Below are 23,467 nucleotides of genomic sequence, written 5' to 3' on the forward strand. Positions count from 1 at the left end.
CCGCGAATGTCCAGTATCGCTTCGCAGTTTTCCGGCGCGTGTGAATGAGGCGCACGTTCCGGCCTGTCTCGGTTGGGTCCGTTTCGGTTGGGTTGACGAACAATGGTATTTCGACGCCGCCCCATGCCGGTCGCCACCCTCCCCGCCGGGCGACGCGTCTATGCGATCGGCGATATCCACGGCGAGGCCGACCTGCTGGTCGAGCTGCTCCACGCGATCCGCCAGGATTCGCTGGCACGCGGGGGGACGGCGGTCACCCTGGTGTTCCTGGGCGACTTCATCGATCGTGGCCGCGAATCCGCGACCCTGCTCAAGGTGATGTACAACGCGCCCGAGGCGGACGTGATGATCCTGAAGGGCAATCACGAGGCCGCGCTGGTCGACGTCTATCGCGGCGACGAGGAGGCGCTCGCCTTCTGGCTCAGATTTGGCGGGCGGCCGACGCTCGAGGGGCTGGGCGTCGCGCTCGGCGACGGCGCGGCGATCGATACCGGCGACATATTGGCGCGGCTGCGCGACGCGCTCGATCCCGCGATCATCGACTGGCTCGACGCATTGCCGCATAGCTGGACGCTGGGCGATTATTTCTTCGCCCATGCGGGCGTCCGCCCGCGCGTGCGGCTCTCGCGCCAGAACCCCGACGACCTGTTGTGGATCCGCGAGCCCTTCCTGTCGAGCGGGCGCAACCATGGCAAGGTCGTCGTCCACGGCCACACGATCGAACCGGGTCGCCCCCGGCTGGGCGGCAACCGTATCGGGATCGACACCGGCGCGCACGAACATGGCTGCCTGACGGCGCTGGGGCTGGAGGGCAATCTGCAATGGCTGATCCAGGTCTCCGACGACCGCGACCAGCAGATTGGTGAGGAACTGGGCTAGGGACCCGCTTACTTCCGTCTCCCCTCTGCGAGCGGCGAGGGAAGAAGGGCTAAAATTCAGGCGCTACGAATGCCGTACCATTGCGAGGGATCGCTCGTCGATTGCGCGCCGATCCACTGATAGGGCGTCTCGCGCCATGCATGGATGTCCGCCTCGCGACTGTCGAGCACTAGGTCGCCCGAGTCGGTCCGCGCCATCAGCACCACGTGGAGCCCGATGCGACGGCCATAGCCGACCGCCAGGAACAGCCGGTCGGCGGGGTAGCCCGCCTGGACCAGCTCGATCCGCTTCTGGAGCGCGATGTCCTCGCAATCGCCGGTCGCGCCCATGCGCGCGCCCGAGGGGGTCCATACATCGTCGCGGCCATAGGTCCGCCGGTCCTCGCGCTGCCGGACGACATGGTTGACCGAGCGGTTGACGCGGTCGAGCAGACGCAGGTCGTTGGAGAGATCCGCCTTGCCCGGCGCGGGGTCGGCAACGCAGAGGTCGGGCTGCGCGGCGCACATGCTGGTATAGCCACGGGGCGGCGTGATCTGGCTGGTGAAGGCGACGAACATGTCCTGCGGGTGATAGCCCGCCATCGCCGCGCCGGGCAGCGCGAACAACCCGACGAGCAGCGCCAGCAGGGCCCCCGTCCGGACGGAGAGGCGCTTCGCGCCGGAGCGCGCGGGCGGTGCGGCAGGGCTGGTCATCACGAGCGCGAACCTAAACGCGCAAAGGTTACCAAACCCCTTTCGTCTCACCGAAGGACAGTCGGCCCCGAATCGCGCACGTCGAACAGGTGACAGCGATGACATTGTACACTATTTTTTGCGCCTCCAGCGCCGAGGTTCGACCGCCTCGGACAGGCTCAGCAGGCAAAATGGGCATCGCCCGCCGCTCGCTAAGTCTGAGTTCAGGTCATGGGTGGGATAAGCGACGCATGAAGATTCTGATGACCTTGGCCGCGGCGATCGCTTTTGCCGGTGGCATTCCCGCCATTGCCGCCCCCATCGGGGGACAGGCGACCACCGGCGCCCCCGCCGCGACCGCGACCGCGACCACGACCACCACGGCCCAGGCCGGTGGCCAGGCGACGGGTTCGGCGACATCCTCGGCTCAGGCGGGCCCGGCGGGCGTCACCGCCTCGACCGACGACTATCGCCTCGGCGCGGCGGACAAGGTCCGTATCCTGATCTTCGACGAACCCTCGCTGTCGGGCGAATTCTTCGTCAACGCCAATGGCAAGCTGTCGCTGCCGCTGATCGGTGACGTTCAGGCGGCGGGCGTGACCACCACCGCGCTGGCGGGCAATATCCAGCGCAAGCTGGCCGACGGCTATCTGAAGGAGCCTCGCGTCAGCATCGACGTGCTGACCTTCCGCCCCTTCTATATTCTGGGCGAGGTCAACAAGCCGGGCGAATATCCCTATTCCTCGGGCCTGACCGTGCTCAACGCGGTCGCCACCGCTGAGGGCTTCACCTACCGCGCCAGCAAGAAGACGGTGATCATCAAGCACGCCGGTGAGGCCGAAGAGGAAAAGGTCTCGCTGACCCCCGACCTGCGCGTCCGCCCGGGCGACACGATCCGCATCCGCGAGCGCCTGTTCTAAGGGCGAACGAGCCCCGACCACGCACCACCCCGCCGACGCCCCCGCACGGGATATCCCGGCATCGCGGCGCGTTTCCTGATTGTCTTGAAATTGGACGTCCCCGACATGCGGCGCGAATCCGCGTGATTGTGGGGCGGCCTGTTGTGTGACACAGGTTTTAACAAATGGGGAATTGGATATGCGACTGCTTTCCATCGGCATAGCGGCATTGGTGGCAACGGCGGGCGTGAGCGGCAGCGCACAGCTTCCGGTCGCGCCGCTATCGCCCAACGATCCCAATGTGGTCGCATTGTACGGCGAACTGCTCCGCACCATCGCGGGCGTGCCCGCCAATGTCGGGCGCGACCAGGCGCAGGCGCAGATCGCCTATACCGTCGACCAGAGCCAGGAGAGCTGCCCCGTCGTCATCGCGGCGCTGAGCGAGACGCTGCGCGCGCCGCGCTTCAGCAAGCCGGTGGTGATGGCGTTGCAGGACGTGCTGGCCAACGCCAAGCGCTGCGATCCGCGCGGCACCGCCGCGATCGGCGGTCCGGGCGGCGTCCTGTCGCAGGGTCCGGCGATCGGTGTCGGCGGTGGCTCCTCCAACTATTCGTCGTTCTGATTTTGGCGTTCATGATAGGGTATTCGATGCGGCGGCCACTTCTTGCCCTGGCGGGCATGCTCACCATGCCCCTGGCGGCCGGAACCGTGCAGGCCCAGTCGGTCGGCGACAATCTGGTCCTGCCCAATCTTCCGCTCGATTTCGATCGCGGCAAGAATACCAGCGTGCTGCAGCGCGATCGTCCGGAATATCAGGCGCAGGGCATCCGCGCCGGATCGTTCCTGGTCTATCCCAAGCTGGAGCTGGGCGGGGGCTTCACCGACAACGCCTATCAGGTTCAGGACAACAAGCAGAGCGACGTATACGCGCTGGTCGCGCCGTCTGTGTCGGCCAACAGCAACTGGTCGACCAACGAGCTGAACTTCAACGCCGGGGCGCAGCTTCGTCGCTATGCCAGCGAGACGCCGCGCAACGAGACCAACTATAATCTCGACGCCAGCGGACGGCTCGACGTCACGCGCGCGCTGAGCTTCAACACGCTGCTGCGCACCGCGCGTGCGACCGAGCCGCGCTTCTCGGGCGCCGCGCCGCAGGACGCGGCCGACTCGGTGCAGTTCCAGCACAGCACTGCGAGCTTCGGCACCACCTATGCCGGTGGCCGGATCCGGGGCCAGCTCGCCGCGACCGTCGACGAGTTCAACTTCTCCGACATCCGCTCCTTCTCGGGCGCGACGATCAGCCAGGCGGGCCGCGACCAGACGCTGTTCCGGCTGACCGGCCGCGCCGAATATGGCGTGTCGCCCGACACCTCGCTGTTCGTCCAGGGCGGCTATACCGACACCAGCTACAAGCGTCAGTTGTCGCCGGGCGTGGCCAATCGCGACTCCAAGGAATTCAACGTGATCGGCGGGGCGAGCTTCGACCTGTCGGCGCTGATCCGGGGCGGAATCGGTGTCGGCTATGTCGACCGCCGCTACAACTCGCCGCTGTACCGGGATATTTCGGGCATCGCGGCCGAGGCGCGGATCGAGTATTTCCCGACCCAGCTCACCACCGTCGGCCTGAACGTCCGCCGCACCGTGCAGGACAGCGCCTTCGGTACGACGAGCGGCTTCTTCGCGACCGCCGCGGCGGTGCGCGTCGACCACGAACTCCTCCGCAACCTGCTGCTCAACGCGCAGGTCGGTTATGAGCAGGACGACTTCGTCGGCAGCGACGGCAAGTCCAAGATCTTCCGCTACAGCGCTGGCGGCCGCTATCTGCTGAACCGCAATCTCGGACTCGGCGTGGTCGTCGGACGGGATAATCGGTCGGCCAGCGGCAATGTCGGGTTACGGGCTTTCGACGAAACCCGTGCGATGCTATCAATCGTTATACAGCGGTAACGCTGTCGTTCCCCGAGGGAAATCGCGACCGAATGAATATGATGCCCCCGCAGGCCGCGCCTGACGAGACCAGCCGTTTTGACCAGTCGCGGCACGTCGGCCGTCGCACCATCACGCTCCGTTCGGTCGGCGATGCCATTCGCCGTCGATGGATCGTGGTCGTCGCGACCGCGCTGATCGTCTTTGCCCTGGCGCTGATCGGGTCGCTGATGCTGACCCCGAAATACGACGCCTTCGCCAAGGTCCGGATCACCCCCAACGAGTCCTCGCCGCTCGACTTCGGCAACACCAACGAGCAGCCGGCGGACCAGACCGCGGTCAATACCGAGGTGCAGGTGATCGGCTCGCGCGGGACCGCGCGCAAGGTCGTGACCGAGCTGGGGCTTCAGAAGGACCCCGAATTCGCTGGCAAGGGCCCCGCCGGGACCGCGATCGAGCGGGCGACGAGCGGCGTGCTCGATCACCTGAAGATCAGCCGCGACGACAAGAGCTATCTGGTCGTGATCGGCATTCGTTCGATCGACGGGACCAAGGCGGCACGGATCGCCAACACCTATGCGGCGACCTATGTCGCGGGCACCGCCGACAATCTGATGGGCACCGCCGCGCGCCAGTCGAGCTCGATCCAGAACCGCCTGCGCGAGCTGGGCGCCGAGGTGCAGGCCGCCGACGCGCGCCTCGCCTCCTATCGCGCGCGCAGCGGCATCAGCCAGAGCGGCCAGGGCGGCACCATCACCGACCAGCAGATCGCACCGCTGTCGATGCAGCTCGCGACCGCCGAGTCGGAGGCCGCTGCGGCGCGCTCGGCGCTGTCGGTCGCCGAACGGCAGAACGCCTCGGGCGGCACCGACGCGATCTCGGCGGTGCTGTCGTCGGGCGTCATCGCCGATCTCCGTCGCCAGCGCACCGAAGCGGAAAAGCGCCGTGCCGAGCTCAGCTCGCGCTACGGCCCGCGCTATCCGCTGTCGATCCAGGTCGCCGAGCAGATCGAATCGCTCGATCAGCAGATCAAGCAGGAGGCGCAGCGCGTCGTCGGCGGCCTTCGCAGCCAGGCGCTGTCGGCCGAGGCGCGCGCCAACAGCCTGCGCAGCCGTCTCGACGTGTTGCAGCGGGGCGTCGCGCGCGACGACCAGGCCTCGGTGATGGCGGGCAGCCTCGAGCGTGATGCCGAGGCCAAACGCACCGCCTATACCCGCCTCGCCCAGGCAGCGCAGCAGTCGTCGCAGGCGCAGCGCCTGTCGACGCCGCAGGCCAATATCGTCGAGAACGCGACCATCCCGACCAAGCCGACCTTCCCGCGCGTCAAGGCATTCGCCGCGGCGGGCCTGCTGATCGGTCTGGTCTTCGGTCTGGGCGCGGTGCTGCTGCTCGAGGGGCTTAGCTCGTCGATCCGCAAGCCCGAGGATATCGAGACGCTGCTCGACCTGTCGTTCATCGCCTCGGTCCCGCGCGTCAAGACGCCGTGGCGGCCGTTCGGACGGCGCAGCGTCAATCCAGCCAAGATGCTCGCCAGCAAGCCGATGACCATCTATGCCGAGGCTTACCGGGCGGTCCGCGCCTTCATCGCGATGCGCAACCAGACCCGGCCGACCAAGGTCATCGCGCTCGCCTCGACTCTGCCGGGCGAAGGCAAGACGACCAGCGCATTGTCGCTGGCGCGGGTGATGGCGATGAGCGGCGACCGCGTGCTGCTGATCGACTGCGACGTGCGTCGCGCGGGCGTGATGCGGGCGCTGGGCCGCACGGTCGATACCGGCCTCGCCGACGTGCTCGAGGGTCGCGCCTCGATGCAGCAGGCGGTGATCGCCGACGAGGTCGACGGCCTCGACCTGCTGCTCGTCCAGGGTTCGCTGTTCACCCCGCTCGACCTGTTCGGCGGTGGCCGGATGGACGCGATGCTCGCGACCGCGCGTGCGCAGTATGACTATGTCATCCTCGACACGCCTCCGCTGCTCGGCATCGCCGACTCGCGGACGCTGGTCGGGCTGGCCGATGCCGCGCTGCTGATGATCAAGTGGAACACCACGCCGATGGCCGCAGTCGACGCGGCGCTTGCCGGGCTCGAGCAGGGCCATGGCGAGGTGATGGGCGCGGTGCTGACCATGGTCGATCACCGGTCCGAGGCGATGGGCGGCCTGTATTACTCGGCGCGCTACTCGTCCTATTACAACGAATAAGCGTGGGCGCGTCGCCGATCCGCTACCTCTGGCTGGGGGCGTCGGCGCTGACGCTGATGCTGGGGGCGTGGTCGGCGCGGGATGAGATGCGGGTCGCGGCGGTCGCGGGTGTCGACGGCACCGACCCCGCCGCCCGCGACGCGCTGCTGGCCGAGGCGAGCGACTGGCCGCAGGACGCCATACCCCCGCGCGCCGCGCTCGGCCTCGCCTCGCTCTGGCTGCACCAGGCGGCGCAGGCCCCCTCCCCCCGGACGGCACTGGCGGCGCGCGAGGAGGCGCGGGATCTGCTTCAGGTTGCCGCGCGTGGCCGTCCACAAGCTGCCGCAACGCTGATCCTGGCCAGCCAGCTCGCGCTTCCGCGTTCGGGCGCACCGACGCCCGCCGCGCTGCGCGCCTTCGCCGCCAGCTATGCCGCCGCGCCCTTCCTGACCGCCGAGGGCTTCTGGCGCGCCGCCTTCGCCGCGCGCTACTGGTCCTCGCTGCCGCGCGGCACGCAGGATGCGGCGGTCGAGGAAGCCGTCTGGCTGGCGGGGCTAGACGGCCGTTTCCACGACCGGCTGATCGACATCATGGGCGGATCGCCGATGTCGGTGCGCTTTGCGCTTCGGCTTGATACGCCGCGTCATTGACATCGCGCCGGGCGCCATCGCCGCGCCCCACACGCTGCCGAGCAGCACCGCGAAGAGCCCCGCGACCGCGGGCACGTTGAGCGCGATATCGACCATCGCGCTCCCCGCGATCGCCCCGGCCCCGCACAGGGCGGGCACCGCCCACCAGTCCCGCCGCGCCCGCGCGATCCGCCATAGAAGCGCCGCGAACCCCGCGAGCAACAGCGCGAGCCCGACCCAGCCCGTCTCCAGCGCCACTTGAACGGGCGCGTTATGCGCCGCGCCGAAATTCCAGTAGAGCGGCGCGGTATCGGGGTTGAGCGTATGCTGGTTCACGTCGAAGAAGCTGCCCAGCCCATGGCCCCATAGCGGCTGCTGCGACGCGATCGCCGCGAAGTGGACGATCACCGCCCAGCGCGATCCCGCATCCTCGGGCAGATAGGCCGATCGGTCGCCGACCGGCGTCAGGAACGCGATCGTCGCCGCGACCGCGACCAGCACCACGACGCCGGGAACCAGCCGACGCAGCGACGGCCGCCCGTCCTGCCAGCGGCGAAGACGGCGGAACAGCATCATGCCGCCGAGGATCAGCGCAAGCAGCATCGCGCTGCGGCTGCCGGTCATCGCCCCCAGGATCAGCGCGGCCGCCGCGCCCGCCATGCCGACCAGCCGCATCGCGAACGACTCCGCGCCGGGCGGCGCCAGGGTCAGCCCGCCGGTCAGCAGCGCGATCACCGCGAAGGTGATCCCCGCCGCATTGGGATTGCCGATCGTCCCGCCATAGCGCGCGTTGCGCGCGCTGTCGTACAGCCAGTCCACCGCATCCGCCGCGGCATAGAGGAGCAGCAGCAGCGCCGCGAACGCCAGCCACCGTGTGATGACCGCCGCGCTCCCGCCGCTATAGGCGAGCAGAGCGGCGGTGATCAGCAGCAGGGTCGTACCCAGCGCCTTGGCCAGCGCCAGCACCGCCATGTCGGCCGCCGGATTGACCGGTATGTCGAGCGCACGCGCCAGCCCGTCGGGCAACAGGATCGGCAGCGCACCCCAGACCAGGGCGGCCACGAACCAGCCCACCGGCACCCGCGCCTGATGCCAGAAGCGCGACGCGGCGGGGCTGGTGCCGATCACCACGATCGCGAGCAGCGCGTCGGCACAGGCGGCCAGCGCGCTCGATACTCCCTGATTGGCGCCGCCCCAGCCGATCTGCGCGAAGATCAGCAGCGCGAGCAGCGGGGGCGCCCATTCCGGCATACGCCGCCCGCGCCCCGCTTGGGATGGGGCGCGATCGCTCTCCGGATCGGCGGATCGATGGGGGATCTGGGCCATGGCATCATGGCTTGCGGTCCGTCGACCCGTCCGTCAAGCGCACCGTCATGGGACAGTCGCCCTGTTGGGTCCACCCCGGCATCAACTTGCAAATCCTGTGGAAACATAGGATGCCCGCCGCCAGACCCGTCCGCCCTTCCGCCCAAGTCTCCGCCGGCCGGTCATCGACCATCGGCGGGGCCGCCCAGCCATTTCGAGGACCGCTCTTGCCGCTTTCCCAATCCCGCAGATCGACGATAGGGGGACTGGTGGCGTTGGTCGTCGTGATCGGCCTGGTCGTGGCGCTGTTCACCATGGACGACGACAGCGACTTCTTCGACGCCATCCCCTTCGCCTCGGTGATCCGCCCCCACGCCCAGACACCGGACGCGCAAGCGGAGCAGGCGGACGATATCCCGCTCGACACGCTGGTGCCGAGCGCGGTGCTCGAACTCTCGCCGCAGGACGCGCTGGCGCGCAACATGGCGCTGCCGCTCAGCCGCGTCGCCAACCCGATCGCGCCGCCCTTCGTCGGGAGCTGGCTGGGCGCGGATCGCGAGAAGTCGGCGACGTGCCTCGCCAACGCCGTCTATTACGAGGCGAATGGCGAGCCGCTGGCGGGCCAGCGCGCGGTCGCGCAGGTGGTGCTGAACCGGCTCCGCCACCCTCGTTTCCCCAAGACGGTCTGCGAGGTCGTCTATCAGGGGTCGGAGCGTCCGACCGGATGCCAGTTCAGCTTCACCTGCGACGGTTCGCTGGCGCGCGCGCCCAATCCGGCGCGCTACAAGATCGCGATGGGCGTCGCCAATGCCGCGCTCGACGGCTGGGTCTCGGTCGCGGCGGGGCAGGCGACGCATTACCATACGCTCTACGTCTTTCCGAAATGGGCGCCGGAGCTGCTCAAGCTGGGGGTGGTGGGGCATCACATCTTCTACCGCCTGCCCGGCCGCTTCTATGATTACGAGGCGTTCCGCAGCGCGGCCGCGGCCCTTCCGGTCGATCCGACCCTGCCGCTGCTGACCGGCGACGCGCCGGTTCCCGCGGCCGCCACCGCGGCGGGCGGGCTGACCATGCCCCCGGCAACCGCGCCGGACGCCGGCCTGCGCATGTCCGCGCCTCCGACGGGGGCTACCACCACGGCCGCCCCGCCCACCGCCGCGACGCTGTCGCCGACCGGTCCCGTCACCACGACCGCGCGCACGCCGCAGGGCGTCACTCCCGCGCCCGCCCCCTCGCCCACGCCGGAAGGCTATTTCCCCAGCCGCCGCAACAACAACCGGCCGCGCCTGCCCATGGCGCAGCAGTGACCGCCCCTTTCGACAGGATATCCGCCCCATGACCCCCGCCATCACTCCTGAAACCCGGCCGACAGGCAAGCCCCGCAAGGTCGCGATCATCCATTACTGGCTGGTCACGATGCGCGGCGGGGAGCGCGTGCTCGAGCGGATCTGCGAGCTTTATCCCGAGGCCGACATCTACACCCATGTCGTCGACGAGAATGCGCTGTCGGCGACGCTCAAGCGCCACCGCATCTTCACCACCTCGATCGCCAAGCTGCCGCTGGCGAAGAAGCAGTATCAGAAATACCTCCCGCTGATGCCCGCCGCGCTGGAGGCGCTCGACCTCAGCGCCTATGACCTGGTCATCAGTTGTGAGGCGGGTCCGGCCAAGGGCGTCATCACCCGCCCCGATGCGGTCCATGTCACCTATTGCCACTCGCCGATGCGCTATCTCTGGGATCAATATCACGCCTATCGCGCGGCGAGCGGCAAGCTGGCGGGCCTCTACCTCAAGCTCGTCGCGCCACGGATGCGCGCCTGGGACCGGTCGAGCGCGTCGCGCCCCGACCTCATCATGGCGAACAGCCAGTTCGTCCGGCGCCGTATCGCCAAATTCTGGGGACGCGAGGCGAGCGTCGTCTATCCGCCGGTCGATGTCGACATCTTCCACCGCACCGACGATGTCAGCGACGAGTGCGTCTGGATCAGCCAGCTCGTCCCCTATAAGCGCCCCGACATCGCGGTCGACGCCTTCACCCGCACGGGTCGCAAGCTGCACGTCATCGGCGACGGCCCGATGCTGGAAACGCTGAAGGCGCGCGCCGGGCCCAATGTCCGCTTCACCACGCGGATGAAGTTCGACGAACTCCGCGCCGCCTATGCCAAAGCGCGCGCGCTGATCTTCACCGCCGAGGAGGATTTCGGCATCATCCCGGTCGAGTCGCAGGCGGCGGGGCGCCCGGTCGTCGTGTTCGGGCGCGGGGGCGGCACCGAAACGGTGATCGACGGCAAGACCGGCATCCATTTCCACGAACAGACCGCCGAGTCGCTGATCGAAGCGCTCGACCGGTTCGACGCGTGGTTGCCGAGCTTCGACCCCGAAGACGCGATCGCCAACGCACAACGCTTCGCCCGCTCGCACTTCCTGCGCGACTTCGCGGCCGAAGTCGCCCGCGCCGAAGCCATGGTCGCAGCCGACACCGCGCTGGCAAACGCGCCGGGGGCCTAAACGCTATTCCTCCCCTGCAAGGGGAGGGGGACCATGCGAAGCATGGTGGAGGGGGGCGTGCCGCAAGGGATAACCTTCGTGGCACGCCCCCTCTGTCAGGCCTGTCGGCCCGCCACCTCCCCGTACCGGGGAGGATTGAGCGTCAGCCAACCGGCAAACCAACGAAAAGGGTCGGCCACCACGCGGTGACCGACCCTTTTCATGTCAACCCGCGGGTCGCCCCGGCTCAGGCCAGCGCGAAATACAGTCCCGTCGCCACCGCCCAGGCCCCCAGCCCCGCCACGACCGCGATCGTGACCTTGGCCGCACCCGAATAGGGCTCGACATAGGGTTCGGGCACCGGCTCGCTGAGCAGCATTTCCTGGTTCGGGAACGCCAGCGGATCGGACGGCGCCGACACCAGCGCCTTGTTCAGCATCTCGGCGTTCAGCGGCGTGACGAATTCGCAGCCATAGGTCATGCCTTCCTGGCGGATGACCCGCACCGGATGGACCCCGATCCCGGCAAAGCCGATCGAAGCCACCGCCCCGGTCGTCAGCGCAGGCCCGCCCGACAGGCGGAAACCCGTCGCCGACAGATCCTCGATGACCACGTCATAGGGCTGTGCAACCCGGTCGCGCAGCGTCGCGTCGAGATCGACCGCATAGCGTTCCGAACCGCGATCATCGCTGATCATCTGAGCAGTTATGGCCATGTCGCAACTTATCCTTCCACGGTCACCTTTGCCACGCACCCGTAAAACTATCGTAAATGGGCGGAAGATTGTGGGCGAGCGTCGAATGGTCCGTTCCGGGCGCTGCATCGCGAAGCGCCGAATTCGTTCCCGTCCGCATGACGAAATTTATGCGTCTTCACCGCCATACTCCTGTCGTTTTTGGTACATGACCGGGCGGATAATCCGGGTGACAGGCGGGCGGGCAACGGATAGTCGGGCAAGGCTGTGCCCGGATGCCGACAATCGGTTATTCTGGTTAAGCCGGTTCATTGTCGTCGGAGCAGAAAGATTTGGCGTCGCGTCGCGGTAACCGCCTTCGCTTTGGGCCCCTTCCCCATATGGAAACCCGTCGATGAGCGCTGCGATCGCGCCGGGCGCGGGCGCGGGTAACGCGGGCGGCAAGACCGCCGCGGCGTCGCATCGCACCGCGCTCGCCTCCATGCTGGCGGTCGGCGGGCGGCTGTCCTCGCGGCTGATCGATCTGGTCGCGCTGGTGGTGCTGGCGCGTCTCCTCCATCCGGCCGATTTCGGTCTGATCGGGATCGCGATGAGCCTGATCCTGATCGTCGAGGCGGTCATGGAACTGCCCGTGTCGCAGGTCCTGCTGGTCGAGCGCGAGGTGACGCGGTCGATGATGGACACCGCCTTCACGCTCAGCATCCTGCGCGGCGTGTTCCTGGCGCTGGTCATCGGCGCGGCGGCCTGGCCCTTCGCTCATGCCTATGGCGACATGCGGCTGATGCCGCTGATCGCCGCGCTGGCACTGGCGCCCGCCTTTCGCGGGATCAACAATCCGCGCCTGTCGCTCTACAATCGCGACCTCGACTTCCGCCGCACCGTCGCGACCGAGATCGCGGGCAAGCTCGCCTCGCTGGTGGCATCGACCGGCGTCGCCTGGGCGACGGGCAGCTATTGGGCGCTGGCGCTCGGCACGATCCTGTCGCCCGTCACCTCCTCGCTGCTGTCCTTCGCGCTCGCGCCCTACATGCCCCGGCTGACGCTGCGCGACTGGCGGCTGTTCAGCGGCTTCCTGAGCTGGCTGAGCGGCGCGCAGCTCTTCTCGGCCTTTGCCTGGCAGATGGACCGGCTGGTGCTCGGGCGGCTCGCGCCGACCGCGACGGTCGGGCGCTTCACCATGGCGGACAGCCTGGCCTCGATCCCCGGACAGGTGCTGCTGACCCCGATCCTGGGGCCGCTCTCCGCCGGGCTGGTCGCGGTGCGCGACGACATGGCGCGGTTGCGCCAGGCCTATCTCAAGACCTTCGGCGCGGTCGCGCTGCTCGGCTTTCCGATCCTGACCGGCACCTCGCTGCTCGCCAAGCCGATCGTCGCGCTGGCGCTCGGGCCAACCTGGTCCAGCGCCGCGCCGATCCTGCAATGGCTCGCGCTGGCGGGGATACCGGGGCTGCTCTGGACGCCGCTCAACGCGCTGGCGCTGGCGCTCCGGCGGTCGGCGCTGATCTTCAACCGTCAGCTTACGGACTTCCTGATCAAGGTGCCGCTGGTGATCGCAGGGGCCTGGTTCTTCCTGATCCCCGGCATCGCGGCCGCGCGCGCGCTTGCCGCGCTGCTGCTGGCGGGCATGGCGATCCGCGCCGCCAAGCAGGCGATCGACCTGCCGGTCTGGGCGCAGTTCAAGGTTCTCATCCGCCCGATCCTGGGGTGCCTGGTGATGGCGGCTGTCGTCTATCCGGCGAGCCTCTGGCTGCCGCTCGACATCCCCAAGCCGCTCGAGATCGGTGGCCTGCTGATCCTCGCGGCGCTGGGGGCCGGGACCTTTGTCGGCGTGGTCATGCTGCTCTGGCACCTCAGCGGCCGTCCCGAGGGCGGCGAGTCGATGGTCCTCGGGCTGGTCGGCAAGATCCTGCGCCGGGGCAAGAACGCCCCCGCCGCGACTCCGGCCAGCGCGACGACGCCGCGCCCGGCCAGCGATCCGCGCGACCAGGCCTTCGCGCTGGCGGCCGCGGGTCGCGAAGCGGCGAGCCCAGCCGCGATGAGCGTCTATCGCATCCTCGATATCCTGATGCAGGCCAATCTCGTCCAGCCCGGCACCGATCCGCTGCTGCCCGGCGCACGCAGCGAGCCGCTGGCGATGTTCGTCTGCGAAAGCTGCGGCCGGACGACCCCGATCAAGGGGCATACCGTCTCCAACGTGCTGGGGATCGCCGCGCACGGCGCGGGCTTCGCGATGACGACCAAGCCGATCGCCATTCCCGGACAATGCTCGCGCTGTCGCGTGGCGCCCCGTTCGCTCGCGCGCCCCTATCAAAAGCGATGAAGGACAGGGCGACGACAGTTCCGTTAACCACCTTTCCCATTGCAGGACAGGGGTATGGGCCGGGTTTGACGTTGCATCGCACCAATGACCATTGTTACATACGCACTACTCGCTCACGAGGGGGCTGTTGATTACTGTGAGCCTGTCATTTCCGATCCTGATCACCCTGGCCGCGATTGCCGGACTGGTGTTGATCCTGCTGCTATTTCGCCGTGCCAAGCGCAGGCGGCGCCGGGCCTATCGCAACTATTATCGGGACTAATCATCGGCTTTCCGCTAGGTGATGACGACCGGTCCTGGCACCGGCGACGCGCATCCCGGCGAGTGATCCGATCCACCCGGCATTGAGGCCGGGACATATGGGCCGCTTTCCGCATCGCGCCACACGGACGGACCGTGGGCGCAGGAAAGGACCTGGCCATTTCGCTGTCCCCCAGCCCCTCCGCAACGTTCGCCACCGCCGAACCCGCGAGCGTCGTCGCCCCGCGAATCGACCGGATCGACGGTATCGACCTGATGCGGCTGGTCGCCTTCGCGGGCGTGGTGCTGATCCACGCGGTCGCCAACGGGTCGTTCGACCATCCCGTGGCGGCCGACGTCATCGCCCTGTGCGCGCGGTTCGCGGTGCCCTTCTTCTTCATCGCCTTCGGCTATCTGCTCGCCCGGCGCGCGTCGTCCGCCACCGCCGGGCGCCTCCTGCTCCGGCTCGCGCCGCCCTTCCTGTTCTGGTCGCTCGCCTATGTCCTGTATTTCGAGCACAGCCTGCGCGGGCTGCTGTCGCCCGCGGCGATCGTCCGGCTGCTGATTACCGGACTGGACGGCTATCACCTGTGGTTTCTGCCCGCGCTGGGCGTGGCGGGGGTGATCTTCGCGATCGTGCAGGGGCGCTTCGGCTGGCGCGCGGTGCTGGCGCTTGGCGTCCTCTTCTATGCGCTGGCGCTGGCCTTCGGGCCGCTGAGACTGCTGCTCGGCCTGCCCCGCCCGCCGTTCAACACGCGCAACGGGCCGTTCTTCGGGCTGTTGTTCGTCACGGCGGGGGCGTGGCTGCGCCATCGTGACTGGCGCCCGACGCTGCCGTTCGCGCTCGCCCTATGGGGTGTCACGGCTTTGCTGCAACTCGCCGAGGTGGCGCTGTGGGTTCGGATGGGGACGATCGAATATCCCCGCTTCACCGACGATGTCGTGATGACGATCCCCTTCGGCGTCGCCAGCTTCCTGGTCGCACTGGCCATGCCGCGTGATTTCCATCTGCCGCCGCTCTTCGCGCATCTCGCCCGGCTGAGCCTGGGGCTGTACGTGATCCATGCGCTGTTCCTCGACCTGGCGGAGCGCTGGCTGGGCCAGGCCACGCTGCTCGGGTCGCTGCGCAATGCGGGGCTGGCGATCATCGCCTCCGCGCTGTCGGTCCTGATCCTCGACCGCTGGTCGGTCACGCGTCGCCTGATACGCTGACCCGCCCAGCGGCGTGGGGTCGATTAGGTCTCGAACCGGCGGGTCAGTTGCAGCGCGGCCTGCCAGAAGCGCGACCGTTGGGTCTGGGTCCGCGCCTTGCGCACCTGGCGCTCGACAACCGACTTTGGCGCGAAGCCGATGAACACCAGCCACCCGGCGCGCGCGATGCTGCCCGGCCAGCCAAAGGGATGGAGCTCGATCAGCCACTGTGCGGTGTCGCGCATCACGCCGATCCGCCCGCCTTCGGGACGCCGTTCGGGCGGGGCGAAGCGAAGCGCCTGCATCCGGTATTCGAGCGACTGGAACGAACGAAGCAGCGGCTTGCGGATCGCCACGCCGCGCTTGTCGGCGGCGGTGATGAAGGCATGTTCGAGCGCCCGGTCGAAATCGAGCCAGCGCAGCGCGACATCGGCGGTCCAGCTCGTCCCCGAGCTCGCCCAGGCATTCTTGCCATGGACGCGGTAGCAGCCGAGCACCTGCCGAATGGAACGCACTGCACCATAGAGCGGCGCCACCTTGCACAGATAGCCGTCGGGCGAACGGTAGATGCTCTTGGAATCGATCGGCATCACCTGGTCGAGGAACGTCCGGCTGAACAGGTTGCCGGTCGACACGGTCCAGGGATACCAGCCCGAACGCGAGGAGTCGTGCAGCACGTCGGCGGGGGTGAAGCGCGCAGGGAAATGCGGGAAGACCATCGCCTGGTCGGCGCCGCAACGGTCGATGGTGGACAGGCGGAACTGAACCTTGGCATCGCCCGGCTGGAGCGCGGCGGTCGCCTCGCGCAGACAGGTCGGTAGCAGGCAGTCGTCGGCGTCGAGGAACAGCACCGCGTCGCCGGTCGCGACGGCATAGCCCGCATTCACCGCCTCGACATGGCCGCCCTTCTCCTTGAGGACGGTGCGGATGCGGTCGCCATATTCGGCGATGATCGCATGCGATCCGTCGGTCGATCCGTCGTCGACCACGACGACCTCGACCGCCGGATATTCCTGGTTCAGCGCACTATCGATGGCGGTGCGCAGGAATTCGCCGTAATTGTGATTGATGACAATGATTGTCGCACGAAGGATTGTCGTCATATCGTTCATGATCGACGTCTCGGTCTATGGTCTTCGATGCTACCCGGTTTGCGATCTTCTATCATAAGTTGAATGTCACCCGGATAACGCGCCAATTGTAACGCAATGTTTCTACGACGAAAACTTTCCGTCACGAAGCGCTTTCGTCTGGCACGATCTTCGGAATCCACGCAATCGGGATGATTGCGGCCGAATCGATACAGTCCCAAATGGGAGCAATTGGGACGGTCGACCGACAGGTCTATGACCGGCTCGCTGTCCTGTGCCTGAACATCACGCCATTGCCGCGTGGCGGACCCGCGATCGCTGCCGCCGCGTCGACTGCACCGGGATCAGCGCGGGCAGCGCCGTGGTGATCGCGAACAGCGTGGCGTTGAACGCACCGAAATCGACCAGCGTGCCCGCCACCGCGCCGGGCACGATGCAGATGACGATGCTGTAGCGCGCGCCGGTCACGATGCGGCGGATCTCGTCGCTCGCGCCCTTCAGGCTGAGCGTGGCGATCCGCAGCAGGAACAGCGCCATGAACAGGCCGCCGATCACCCCGGTACTGCTGAGTACCGCGACCGGCCAGGACGAGGCGCGGGTCGAGCCGATGCCGACGCCATAGCCACCGGTCGCGACCAGCCCCTCGAGGCTGACGATGTTCCAGCTGCTTCGTTCGGAATAGGAGCTGCTCGAGGTCTTGGTTAGGATCAGCTTGTCGACCAGATCGACGACGCCGTTGAACACCTGCGGGTTGAGGAACAGCATCGCGATGCCGACGACGATCGCCGCGGCGATGACCAGCAGGTGGATCATCGCACGCTTCTCGTCGGCGGGATGGCGCAGCGCCAGCACATTGGCGCCCACCGCGAACACGCCGAATACGCCCAGGCCGAGGAAGGCCGCCGACGAGGTGGAGAGCACGGTGAACCCGACCAGCCCCAGCGCGAGCGGCATCTGCACCTTGGCATAGAAGCCGCCCAGCGCATCGCCCATCCGCGTGAAATAGATGATCGCGGCGAAGGACAGGACCAGCGTGCCATAGGCCGACGCCTCGGTATTGAAGCCGATGACGCGGCGCATGCTGCCGACGCTGTCGCCGTCCATGATGACATAGGTGGCGGTACGCAGCGGCGCGAGGATGCCCGACCCCGCCGTCGCCATGTCGGCCATGCCCGCGAGCATCGCGATCGCTCCGCCGAAGAAGATCGCGCGGTAGACCATGTGGCGCGTCTCGGTCTGGAGCAGGAGCTGGTAGAGCGAGATGGTGATCGCGAAGGCCGACATCAGATAGAGCGGCTGGGTGATGTTGCCCGAACCGAAGGCCAGGCTGCTGCGCGTGATGTTGTTCAGCCCCATGACCGGCGCGCCCGCGAACAGGAACGGCGCGCTATAGGTGACGAGCAGCCCGAAGACGATGAACGCGGTGAGCAGGCCGAGCTTGTTATAGTCGATCAACCCGTCGACCAGCAGATGCGGCTTGCGGCACGCGATGAACGACCGGACGCAGAGCAGGGCCGAACAGGCGGTATGCGGCAGGAAGGTGGTGCCGCCCGTCAGGTTGGTCGGCAGGATCGCCAGCGACCCGAAGGCCAGGCTGGCGAAGAACAGCAGCAGCGTCCAGCGTATGCCGGACAGCGCCGCGGCGAAGAACAGCAACCAGAAAATCGCAAGTACGACCATGACAGACCCTTATCGGGGTTCATGTCCCCATCGATACCGGGCGTTACGCACCGGATGAGAATAAGCTCCCAAAACGGACGCATCCCCTTCCGGCACAATTCGCCCCGGCTAGGGGAATTGCGTAGCAGCACCGGCCGTGTAAAGCCATCGTGTCAACGCCGCGAAGCGTTTCATATCGAACGCTTACGAACTGTTGACCAAATCAGATTACACGTCACCCATGAAAATGGACGTGGAGAGGATAATACCCTTCATGCGGCGTTATGAACGCAGCGTGACCAAGGCCGATGTTCGCCGATGGTCAGACCAAGCAGGAGGGCGATCCGTGAAAATGCTGCGTATGGGTACACCGGACTATCGTCGACCGGGCATTACGCGCGTCATCACGTTCGTCAGTGACCGGGGCTATGTCGGGCAGGCGCTGATCGCCGCATCGCAGCTCGCGGCACAACCCGATGTCGTCGCGATCGCGGACATCATCATCTATCTGATCGACATTCCCCCCGACGAACAGGTCGAGATCCAGGCGGCGCTGGGATCGGCGCACTTCAACTTCATGTTCCTCGACAGCCGTCGCTTCCTGACCGACAGCGCCGATCGGCTGCCCGAGATCCATTGCCCGCGCTCGACCCTGGGTCGCCTGGTCGTGGATGCGGAGATCCCCGCGCAATATGACACGGTCATCTATATGGACGGCGATATCCAGATCATCGGCCCCGTGGCGCCGCTGATCGCGCGCGAATGCGAGGACGGCATGGTCTATGCCGGGATCGACCGCCTCGACAATGGCGGCAGATACGCCAATCCCCCCTCCTATCTTCAGGGGATCGGGATCGCGCATGTCAGCCAGTATTTCAACGCGGGCATCATGATGGCGAACCGCGCCACCTGGCGGCGAGTGACCGAAAAGGCGCTGCGTTTCCTCGCGGAGAACCCCGAGCGGTGCAAGCATCTCGACCAGAGCGCGCTCAACGCAGTGGTCGGGCCGCATCGCCGTATCCTGTCGCCCGAATATAACTACACGACCTGGTTCCGCCATGCGGATCGCCGACGGCAGATCACGCCGCGGATCATCCATTTCACCGGGCCGCTCAAGCCGTGGAACACGACCAAGGGGCCTTGGAACCCGAAATGCCGCCAGGTCTATGTCGATTTCCTGGCGCAATATCCCTATTTCTCACGTTATCTCACGATCGACACCAGCCGGGACGTCGACCCGAAATATGCCCAGCCGACGCTGAGCCTGCGCGCGCGCTACTGGATGAAAAAGGTCAAGCAGGCCGCCGAACACCAATGGCATTCGCTGCTCCTCGGCCGCTTCCTGAACAACGCCCGCTTCTAAGCCCGCTCCACTCCGCATCCTTTTCGATCGCGCGGCGGACCGACAGGGGCTAGCGGTACGGCCGCATCCGGGCCATGGCTTCCCCATGACACAAGCGACGACGGACAAGCCGGGGGTGGGCGGCCGAACCGCCGGGAGCGTGGCGCTGCTGATGGCGTCGCGGTTGATGGCGCGCGGTATCGACTTCGTCACGCTCATCGTGCTCGCACGGACGCTGTCGCCGCAGGATTTCGGCCTGATCTCGGTCGCCATGACGCTGATCTTCGTGGTCGAGGCGGTGTCCGAGCTGCCCATCGTCCAGTCGCTGGTCCGGCTCGACCGGGTGGGGCGCAGCCATCTCGACACCGCCTTCACCATCGGGCTGATGCGCGGCGGCATCCTGGCGTCGGTGCTGGCGCTGGCCGCCTGGCCCTTCGCCATCGTCTATCACGACATGCGGCTGATCCCGCTGATCCTGTTCCTGGCGCTGTCGCCGGTCACGCGCGGGTTGCAGAGCCCCGCCATGGTGCAGTTCGCCCGCCGGATCGATTTCCGCCGCGACCTGGTGATCGAGCTGGTCAGCAAGCTGTGCGGCTTCACCGTCGCGACCGTGCTGGCGGTGACCACCCATTCCTATTGGGCGATTGCCGCCGGGACCGTCGCGACGCCGGTGATGAGCATGGTCCAGTCCTATCTCTTCGCCCCCTTCCGTCCGCGCATCAGCCTGAAGCGATGGCGCAACTTTGCCGGGTTCCTCGGCTGGGCGAGCCTGGCGCAGGCGCTGGCGGCGCTGAGCTGGCAGTCGGACAAGCTGATCCTGGGCCGGTTCATCGGCAAGGCGGACCTGGGCCGTTTCTCGATGGCGGCGGACCTGTCCTCGGTGCCCGAACAGGTGCTGGTGGTGCCCGCGATGCGCCCGCTGATGGCGGGGTTCGTCACCATGCGCGCCTCGCGCGAACGGGTCGCCAACGCCTATCAGCGGATCGTGCTGACCCTCCTGTCCTTCGCGGTGCCGGGCATGGTCGGGCTGAGCCTGGTCGCCGAGCAGCTCGTGCCCGTGGTGCTCGGCGAGAAATGGGTCGCCGCCATCCCGATGCTCCGCCTGCTCGCGCTGGCGCCGATCTTCGTCGTCTGGGTCTCGCCGCTCGACCCCATGGCGATGGCGATGGACCGCACCTCGATCTTCCTGCGCCAGCGCCTGATCGAGATCGTCATCAAGATCCCGATCCTCGTCACGCTGATCTGGCATTTCGGGGTGATGGGCGCGGTGGTCGGCCGGGTCGTGACCAACATGATCATGATGGTGGTGACGATGGGCTTCGTCCGCCAGCTTTGCGGACTGGGGATCCTCCGGCAGATCGTCGCGCCGTGGCGGATCGCGCTGTCCGTCGCGGCGATGGCGGGGGTCATCGGGCTGCTGCCCGACGAGATACGCCATGCGCCGTCGCTGTTCGGGGTCATCGCCACCGTCGCGGTCGGCGGGCTGACCTATGCCGCCGTCCTGTTCGCATCCTGGCGGCTGGTCGGCCGACCCGAGGGGATGGAGACGATGCTGCTCGGGCGGGTCATGGCGCTGATCCGGCGCTGAGCCTCGCCCCAAGTCGAACAACGTCCGCAATCGATACGATCGCGCAAATCGGCAGAATTAGTCACGAAAACGTAATATACTGCGCGATCCGAATTGGGCTGGATAGCATGAATACGCGGTGGTGGGGCATGGAGATATTGTCATCACCGTCTCGCTCCCCCGATTAACCATAATTGACCCTTCCCTTTCTTTACGCCATCAGGGCCTTGATCTGGGGGAAGGGATCAAAATGGGGCATCATGATCTGAATTGGCGCAATCTCGTCGGCGAGGGGACGGCGGGCAAGACAATCCTCGTCTTCTCGAAGATTCCGATCGCCCCGGCCTTTGGCGGCAATCGCCAGCGCATCCTGACCATGCTCGACGAGCTTCGACATCGACACCGCGTCGATTTCGTCCTGATCCCGTCACGACAGATGCGGGATATCGATCTCGACGCGCATCGTGCCTTTTTCGGCGATGGTCATTTCCATGTCATGACTCGCGGAAAAGTGGCGGAGCTTCGCTTCACCGCGCGCATCCTGCTGCGACGTCTGAAAGCCAGGATCTTCGGCAAGCGCCTGTCCACCGATGTCGACGCGCTGTTCGACCGGTCGCTGGAAAAGCAATGCCGCGGGCTCATCAAGACCATCGCACCCGATGTGGTGCTGGTCGAATATGTCCATTTCTCGAAGATCTTCGAATGGGTGCCCGTCGGCACACGCAAGCTGCTCGACACGCATGACAGCTTCTCGCACGAGTTCACCGCCGAGGCCGAGCGCAAGGGACTGGCGCGGGCCGATGCCCTGTTGGCGATCCAGGAGCGCGAAGCCCGGCTATTCCGCGACATGCTGGGCGCCGAGAGCGGCACCGAGATCGCGATGGTCAGCCATATCATCGCCGATCAGCCGATGATCGGGGCGCCGTCCTGCGAGGGGGCGTCGTTCCTGGGCTCCAAGTTCGAGGCGAACAACCTGTCGCTCGCCGCACTGGTCGAGAATGTCATGCCGCTGGTCCTCGCGCAGCGGCCCGACTTCAAGCTGCACGTCATCGGCAATGTCGGCGAATCGGTCCCGGACCAGCCCTTCATCGTCAAGCATGGCCGGGTCGAGGTGGTGGCGCAGGCCCTCGTCCATGCGCCGGTGCTCGCGAACTACATCGTCAAGGGAAGCGGTATCAAGATCAAGATGCTCGACGCGATGGGCATGGGTATTCCCTATGTCAGCACGCCCCTGGGTGCCGATGGCGTACCAGCCGATTTCGCCCATGGCGGCGTGGTCGCGCAGGACGATCAGGCCTTCGCCGACGCGCTGGTCGCGCTTTACGACGATTCGGGCAAGCGGGCCGCGATGGGCAAAGCGGGGCTGGAATGCGCGGGGCGGTGGAATGCCGCGCAGCGCCGCGCGCTTCACGCCGTCGTCACCGGATTCGATCCGCTACATGACGGCGGTTCGGTGACGACCACCGCCCACCACCGGCAGGTAAAGGCCGCCTGACCCCACGGGGTCAGGCCAGGCCGTTCAGAAGTCGAGGATCCGGTCGGGGCGCATCCGACCGGTGAGCAGGTCGCGCACCGCGCGCCAGTTGCCGACCACGCGGCCCTTGCGGTCGACCCAGGGTTCGGGGCGGAACGCCTTGACGTGGTTGCTGCCGACGTTGCGCGTCATCAGCCACAGCGCCTTGCCGATCGGCATCGTGCCCTTGCGCATCAGATAGAGCGGGTTGGCGACCTGCGAATAGCCGAGCTTATGGCCCATCGTCCGGCCGCTCTTGGCGCCCTGATGCACGCCCGCAAAGGCCGAGGTGCGCGCCATCCGGCCCTTCAGCCGACGCGAGAAATCGACGTCCTCCTGCCAGGCGTAGAGCGGCAGATGTTCGTCGAAGCGCACATCGCCGATCGCCGAGCGGCGGAACGCCATGTTGCAGCCATAGGTATCCCCGGCGGGGTCGAGCGTCGTGTCGATGTCCGTCTGCTCGGCATCGAACCGGTCGACCATCGCGCGCGCGGAAGGATAGTCGATGCCCGCATTGTGGATACCATCGGCCAGCAAATGGCCCGAGGTGCCCGCCAGGTCGGCATGATCGGCGAAGACCCGCGCGATCCCCTCGATACAGCGCGCGCCGGGAACGTAATCGTCGTCGAAGAAGGCGACGATATCGGGCGCGGTGGTCAGCGCCTCGATCCCCGAATTACGCTGGTGGCACGAACCCTTGGGTCCGCGGATCACCCTGACCATCGGATCCGCGAAATCGGCGGGCAGGTCGCTGTCCGACGCGATCGAGAAGATGACCTCGCTGGGCGCGATCGATTGACGGCGGACATGTTCGCTCCACCGCGCCAATTCGATCGGACGCCCGACGCTGGCAATGACAATCGCGACCTTCATCTCA

20 protein-coding genes are annotated in these 23,467 nt (G+C 67.1%); 14 read left to right on the forward strand and 6 right to left on the reverse strand.

Going from position 1 to position 23,467, the window contains the following annotated elements:
- Window positions 1-123 precede the first annotated feature (123 nt).
- On the forward strand, window positions 124-879 hold the full coding sequence (locus tag LRP66_RS08470) for a metallophosphoesterase family protein (RefSeq protein WP_230482057.1): 756 nt from the start codon (window positions 124-126) through the stop codon (window positions 877-879).
- 56 nt (window positions 880-935) lie between these two features.
- On the opposite strand, the gene LRP66_RS08475 is transcribed toward LRP66_RS08470, so the two are convergent.
- Window positions 936-1,571 (reverse strand): transglutaminase-like cysteine peptidase, encoded by a 636-nt coding sequence (locus LRP66_RS08475; protein ID WP_230482112.1) that lies wholly within the window; start codon window positions 1,569-1,571, stop codon window positions 936-938.
- A 230-nt stretch (window positions 1,572-1,801) separates the two neighbouring features.
- Between LRP66_RS08475 and LRP66_RS08480 the strand changes: the two genes are divergently transcribed.
- The 5 genes from LRP66_RS08480 (at window position 1,802) to LRP66_RS08500 (ending at window position 7,202) form a co-directional block, all read left to right on the forward strand.
- Window positions 1,802-2,470 (forward strand): polysaccharide biosynthesis/export family protein, encoded by a 669-nt coding sequence (locus LRP66_RS08480; protein WP_230482058.1) that lies wholly within the window; start codon window positions 1,802-1,804, stop codon window positions 2,468-2,470.
- Between the two features lie 178 nt (window positions 2,471-2,648).
- The gene (locus LRP66_RS08485) at window positions 2,649-3,071 is read left to right on the forward strand and encodes a hypothetical protein (protein WP_230482059.1); all 423 of its coding nucleotides are present in this window, start codon (window positions 2,649-2,651) and stop codon (window positions 3,069-3,071) included.
- Between the two features lie 56 nt (window positions 3,072-3,127).
- Window positions 3,128-4,396 carry an outer membrane beta-barrel protein gene (locus tag LRP66_RS08490; protein WP_230482060.1) on the forward strand — a complete coding sequence of 423 codons (1,269 nt, stop codon included), beginning with the start codon at window positions 3,128-3,130 and terminating at the stop codon, window positions 4,394-4,396.
- A gap of 32 nt (window positions 4,397-4,428) precedes the next feature.
- A complete protein-coding gene (locus tag LRP66_RS08495) occupies window positions 4,429-6,573 on the forward strand; it encodes a GumC family protein (protein WP_230482061.1) in 2,145 nt (714 codons plus the stop codon).
- A 2-nt stretch (window positions 6,574-6,575) separates the two neighbouring features.
- On the forward strand, window positions 6,576-7,202 hold the full coding sequence (locus LRP66_RS08500) for a hypothetical protein (RefSeq protein ID WP_230482062.1): 627 nt from the start codon (window positions 6,576-6,578) through the stop codon (window positions 7,200-7,202).
- Here LRP66_RS08500 and LRP66_RS08505 read toward each other — a convergent pair.
- Complete coding sequence (locus LRP66_RS08505; RefSeq protein ID WP_230482063.1) at window positions 7,107-8,507, reverse strand: O-antigen ligase family protein; 1,401 nt, start codon at window positions 8,505-8,507, stop codon at window positions 7,107-7,109. The genes LRP66_RS08500 and LRP66_RS08505 overlap by 96 nt on opposite strands.
- 248 nt (window positions 8,508-8,755) lie before the next feature.
- Between LRP66_RS08505 and LRP66_RS08510 the strand changes: the two genes are divergently transcribed.
- Together LRP66_RS08510 and LRP66_RS08515 are read left to right on the forward strand one after the other, a co-directional pair.
- A complete protein-coding gene (locus tag LRP66_RS08510; protein WP_230482064.1) occupies window positions 8,756-9,793 on the forward strand; it encodes a cell wall hydrolase in 1,038 nt (345 codons plus the stop codon).
- Between the two features lie 28 nt (window positions 9,794-9,821).
- Entirely contained in the window at window positions 9,822-10,994 is a 1,173-nt protein-coding gene (locus LRP66_RS08515; protein ID WP_230482065.1) for a glycosyltransferase, read from the forward strand.
- Between the two features lie 226 nt (window positions 10,995-11,220).
- Here the strand turns inward: LRP66_RS08515 and LRP66_RS08520 are convergent, their stop codons facing one another.
- On the reverse strand, window positions 11,221-11,688 hold the full coding sequence (locus LRP66_RS08520; RefSeq protein WP_230482066.1) for a PilZ domain-containing protein: 468 nt from the start codon (window positions 11,686-11,688) through the stop codon (window positions 11,221-11,223).
- Window positions 11,689-12,061: 373 nt separating this feature from the next.
- Between LRP66_RS08520 and LRP66_RS08525 the strand changes: the two genes are divergently transcribed.
- The 3 genes from LRP66_RS08525 (at window position 12,062) to LRP66_RS08530 (ending at window position 15,439) form a co-directional block, all read left to right on the forward strand.
- Entirely contained in the window at window positions 12,062-13,987 is a 1,926-nt protein-coding gene (locus tag LRP66_RS08525) for an oligosaccharide flippase family protein (protein ID WP_230482067.1), read from the forward strand.
- 136 nt (window positions 13,988-14,123) lie between these two features.
- A complete protein-coding gene (locus tag LRP66_RS18255; protein ID WP_268992443.1) occupies window positions 14,124-14,249 on the forward strand; it encodes a hypothetical protein in 126 nt (41 codons plus the stop codon).
- Window positions 14,250-14,383: 134 nt separating this feature from the next.
- Complete coding sequence (locus tag LRP66_RS08530) at window positions 14,384-15,439, forward strand: acyltransferase (protein ID WP_230482068.1); 1,056 nt, start codon at window positions 14,384-14,386, stop codon at window positions 15,437-15,439.
- A gap of 23 nt (window positions 15,440-15,462) precedes the next feature.
- Here the strand turns inward: LRP66_RS08530 and LRP66_RS08535 are convergent, their stop codons facing one another.
- Entirely contained in the window at window positions 15,463-16,530 is a 1,068-nt protein-coding gene (locus LRP66_RS08535) for a glycosyltransferase family 2 protein (RefSeq protein WP_230482069.1), read from the reverse strand.
- Between the two features lie 264 nt (window positions 16,531-16,794).
- Window positions 16,795-18,189 carry a nitrous oxide reductase accessory protein NosL gene (locus LRP66_RS08540; RefSeq protein ID WP_230482070.1) on the reverse strand — a complete coding sequence of 465 codons (1,395 nt, stop codon included), beginning with the start codon at window positions 18,187-18,189 and terminating at the stop codon, window positions 16,795-16,797.
- Window positions 18,190-18,520: 331 nt separating this feature from the next.
- On the opposite strand from LRP66_RS08540, the gene LRP66_RS08545 reads away from it, so the two are divergent.
- From LRP66_RS08545 to LRP66_RS08555, 3 genes are all read left to right on the forward strand, one after another.
- The gene (locus LRP66_RS08545) at window positions 18,521-19,531 is read left to right on the forward strand and encodes a glycosyltransferase family 8 protein (protein WP_230482113.1); all 1,011 of its coding nucleotides are present in this window, start codon (window positions 18,521-18,523) and stop codon (window positions 19,529-19,531) included.
- 85 nt (window positions 19,532-19,616) lie between these two features.
- Window positions 19,617-21,098 (forward strand): lipopolysaccharide biosynthesis protein, encoded by a 1,482-nt coding sequence (locus LRP66_RS08550; RefSeq protein ID WP_230482071.1) that lies wholly within the window; start codon window positions 19,617-19,619, stop codon window positions 21,096-21,098.
- Window positions 21,099-21,327: 229 nt separating this feature from the next.
- Window positions 21,328-22,572, forward strand: coding sequence for a glycosyltransferase (locus LRP66_RS08555; protein WP_230482072.1), 1,245 nt, complete (start codon window positions 21,328-21,330; stop codon window positions 22,570-22,572).
- Between the two features lie 24 nt (window positions 22,573-22,596).
- On the opposite strand, the gene LRP66_RS08560 is transcribed toward LRP66_RS08555, so the two are convergent.
- A complete protein-coding gene (locus LRP66_RS08560) occupies window positions 22,597-23,463 on the reverse strand; it encodes a glycosyltransferase family 2 protein (RefSeq protein WP_230482073.1) in 867 nt (288 codons plus the stop codon).
- Between the last annotated feature and the right edge of the window lie 4 nt (window positions 23,464-23,467).

The organism is Sphingomonas sp. Leaf21, from assembly GCF_916858675.1.
Lineage (GTDB): Bacteria > Pseudomonadota > Alphaproteobacteria > Sphingomonadales > Sphingomonadaceae > Sphingomonas.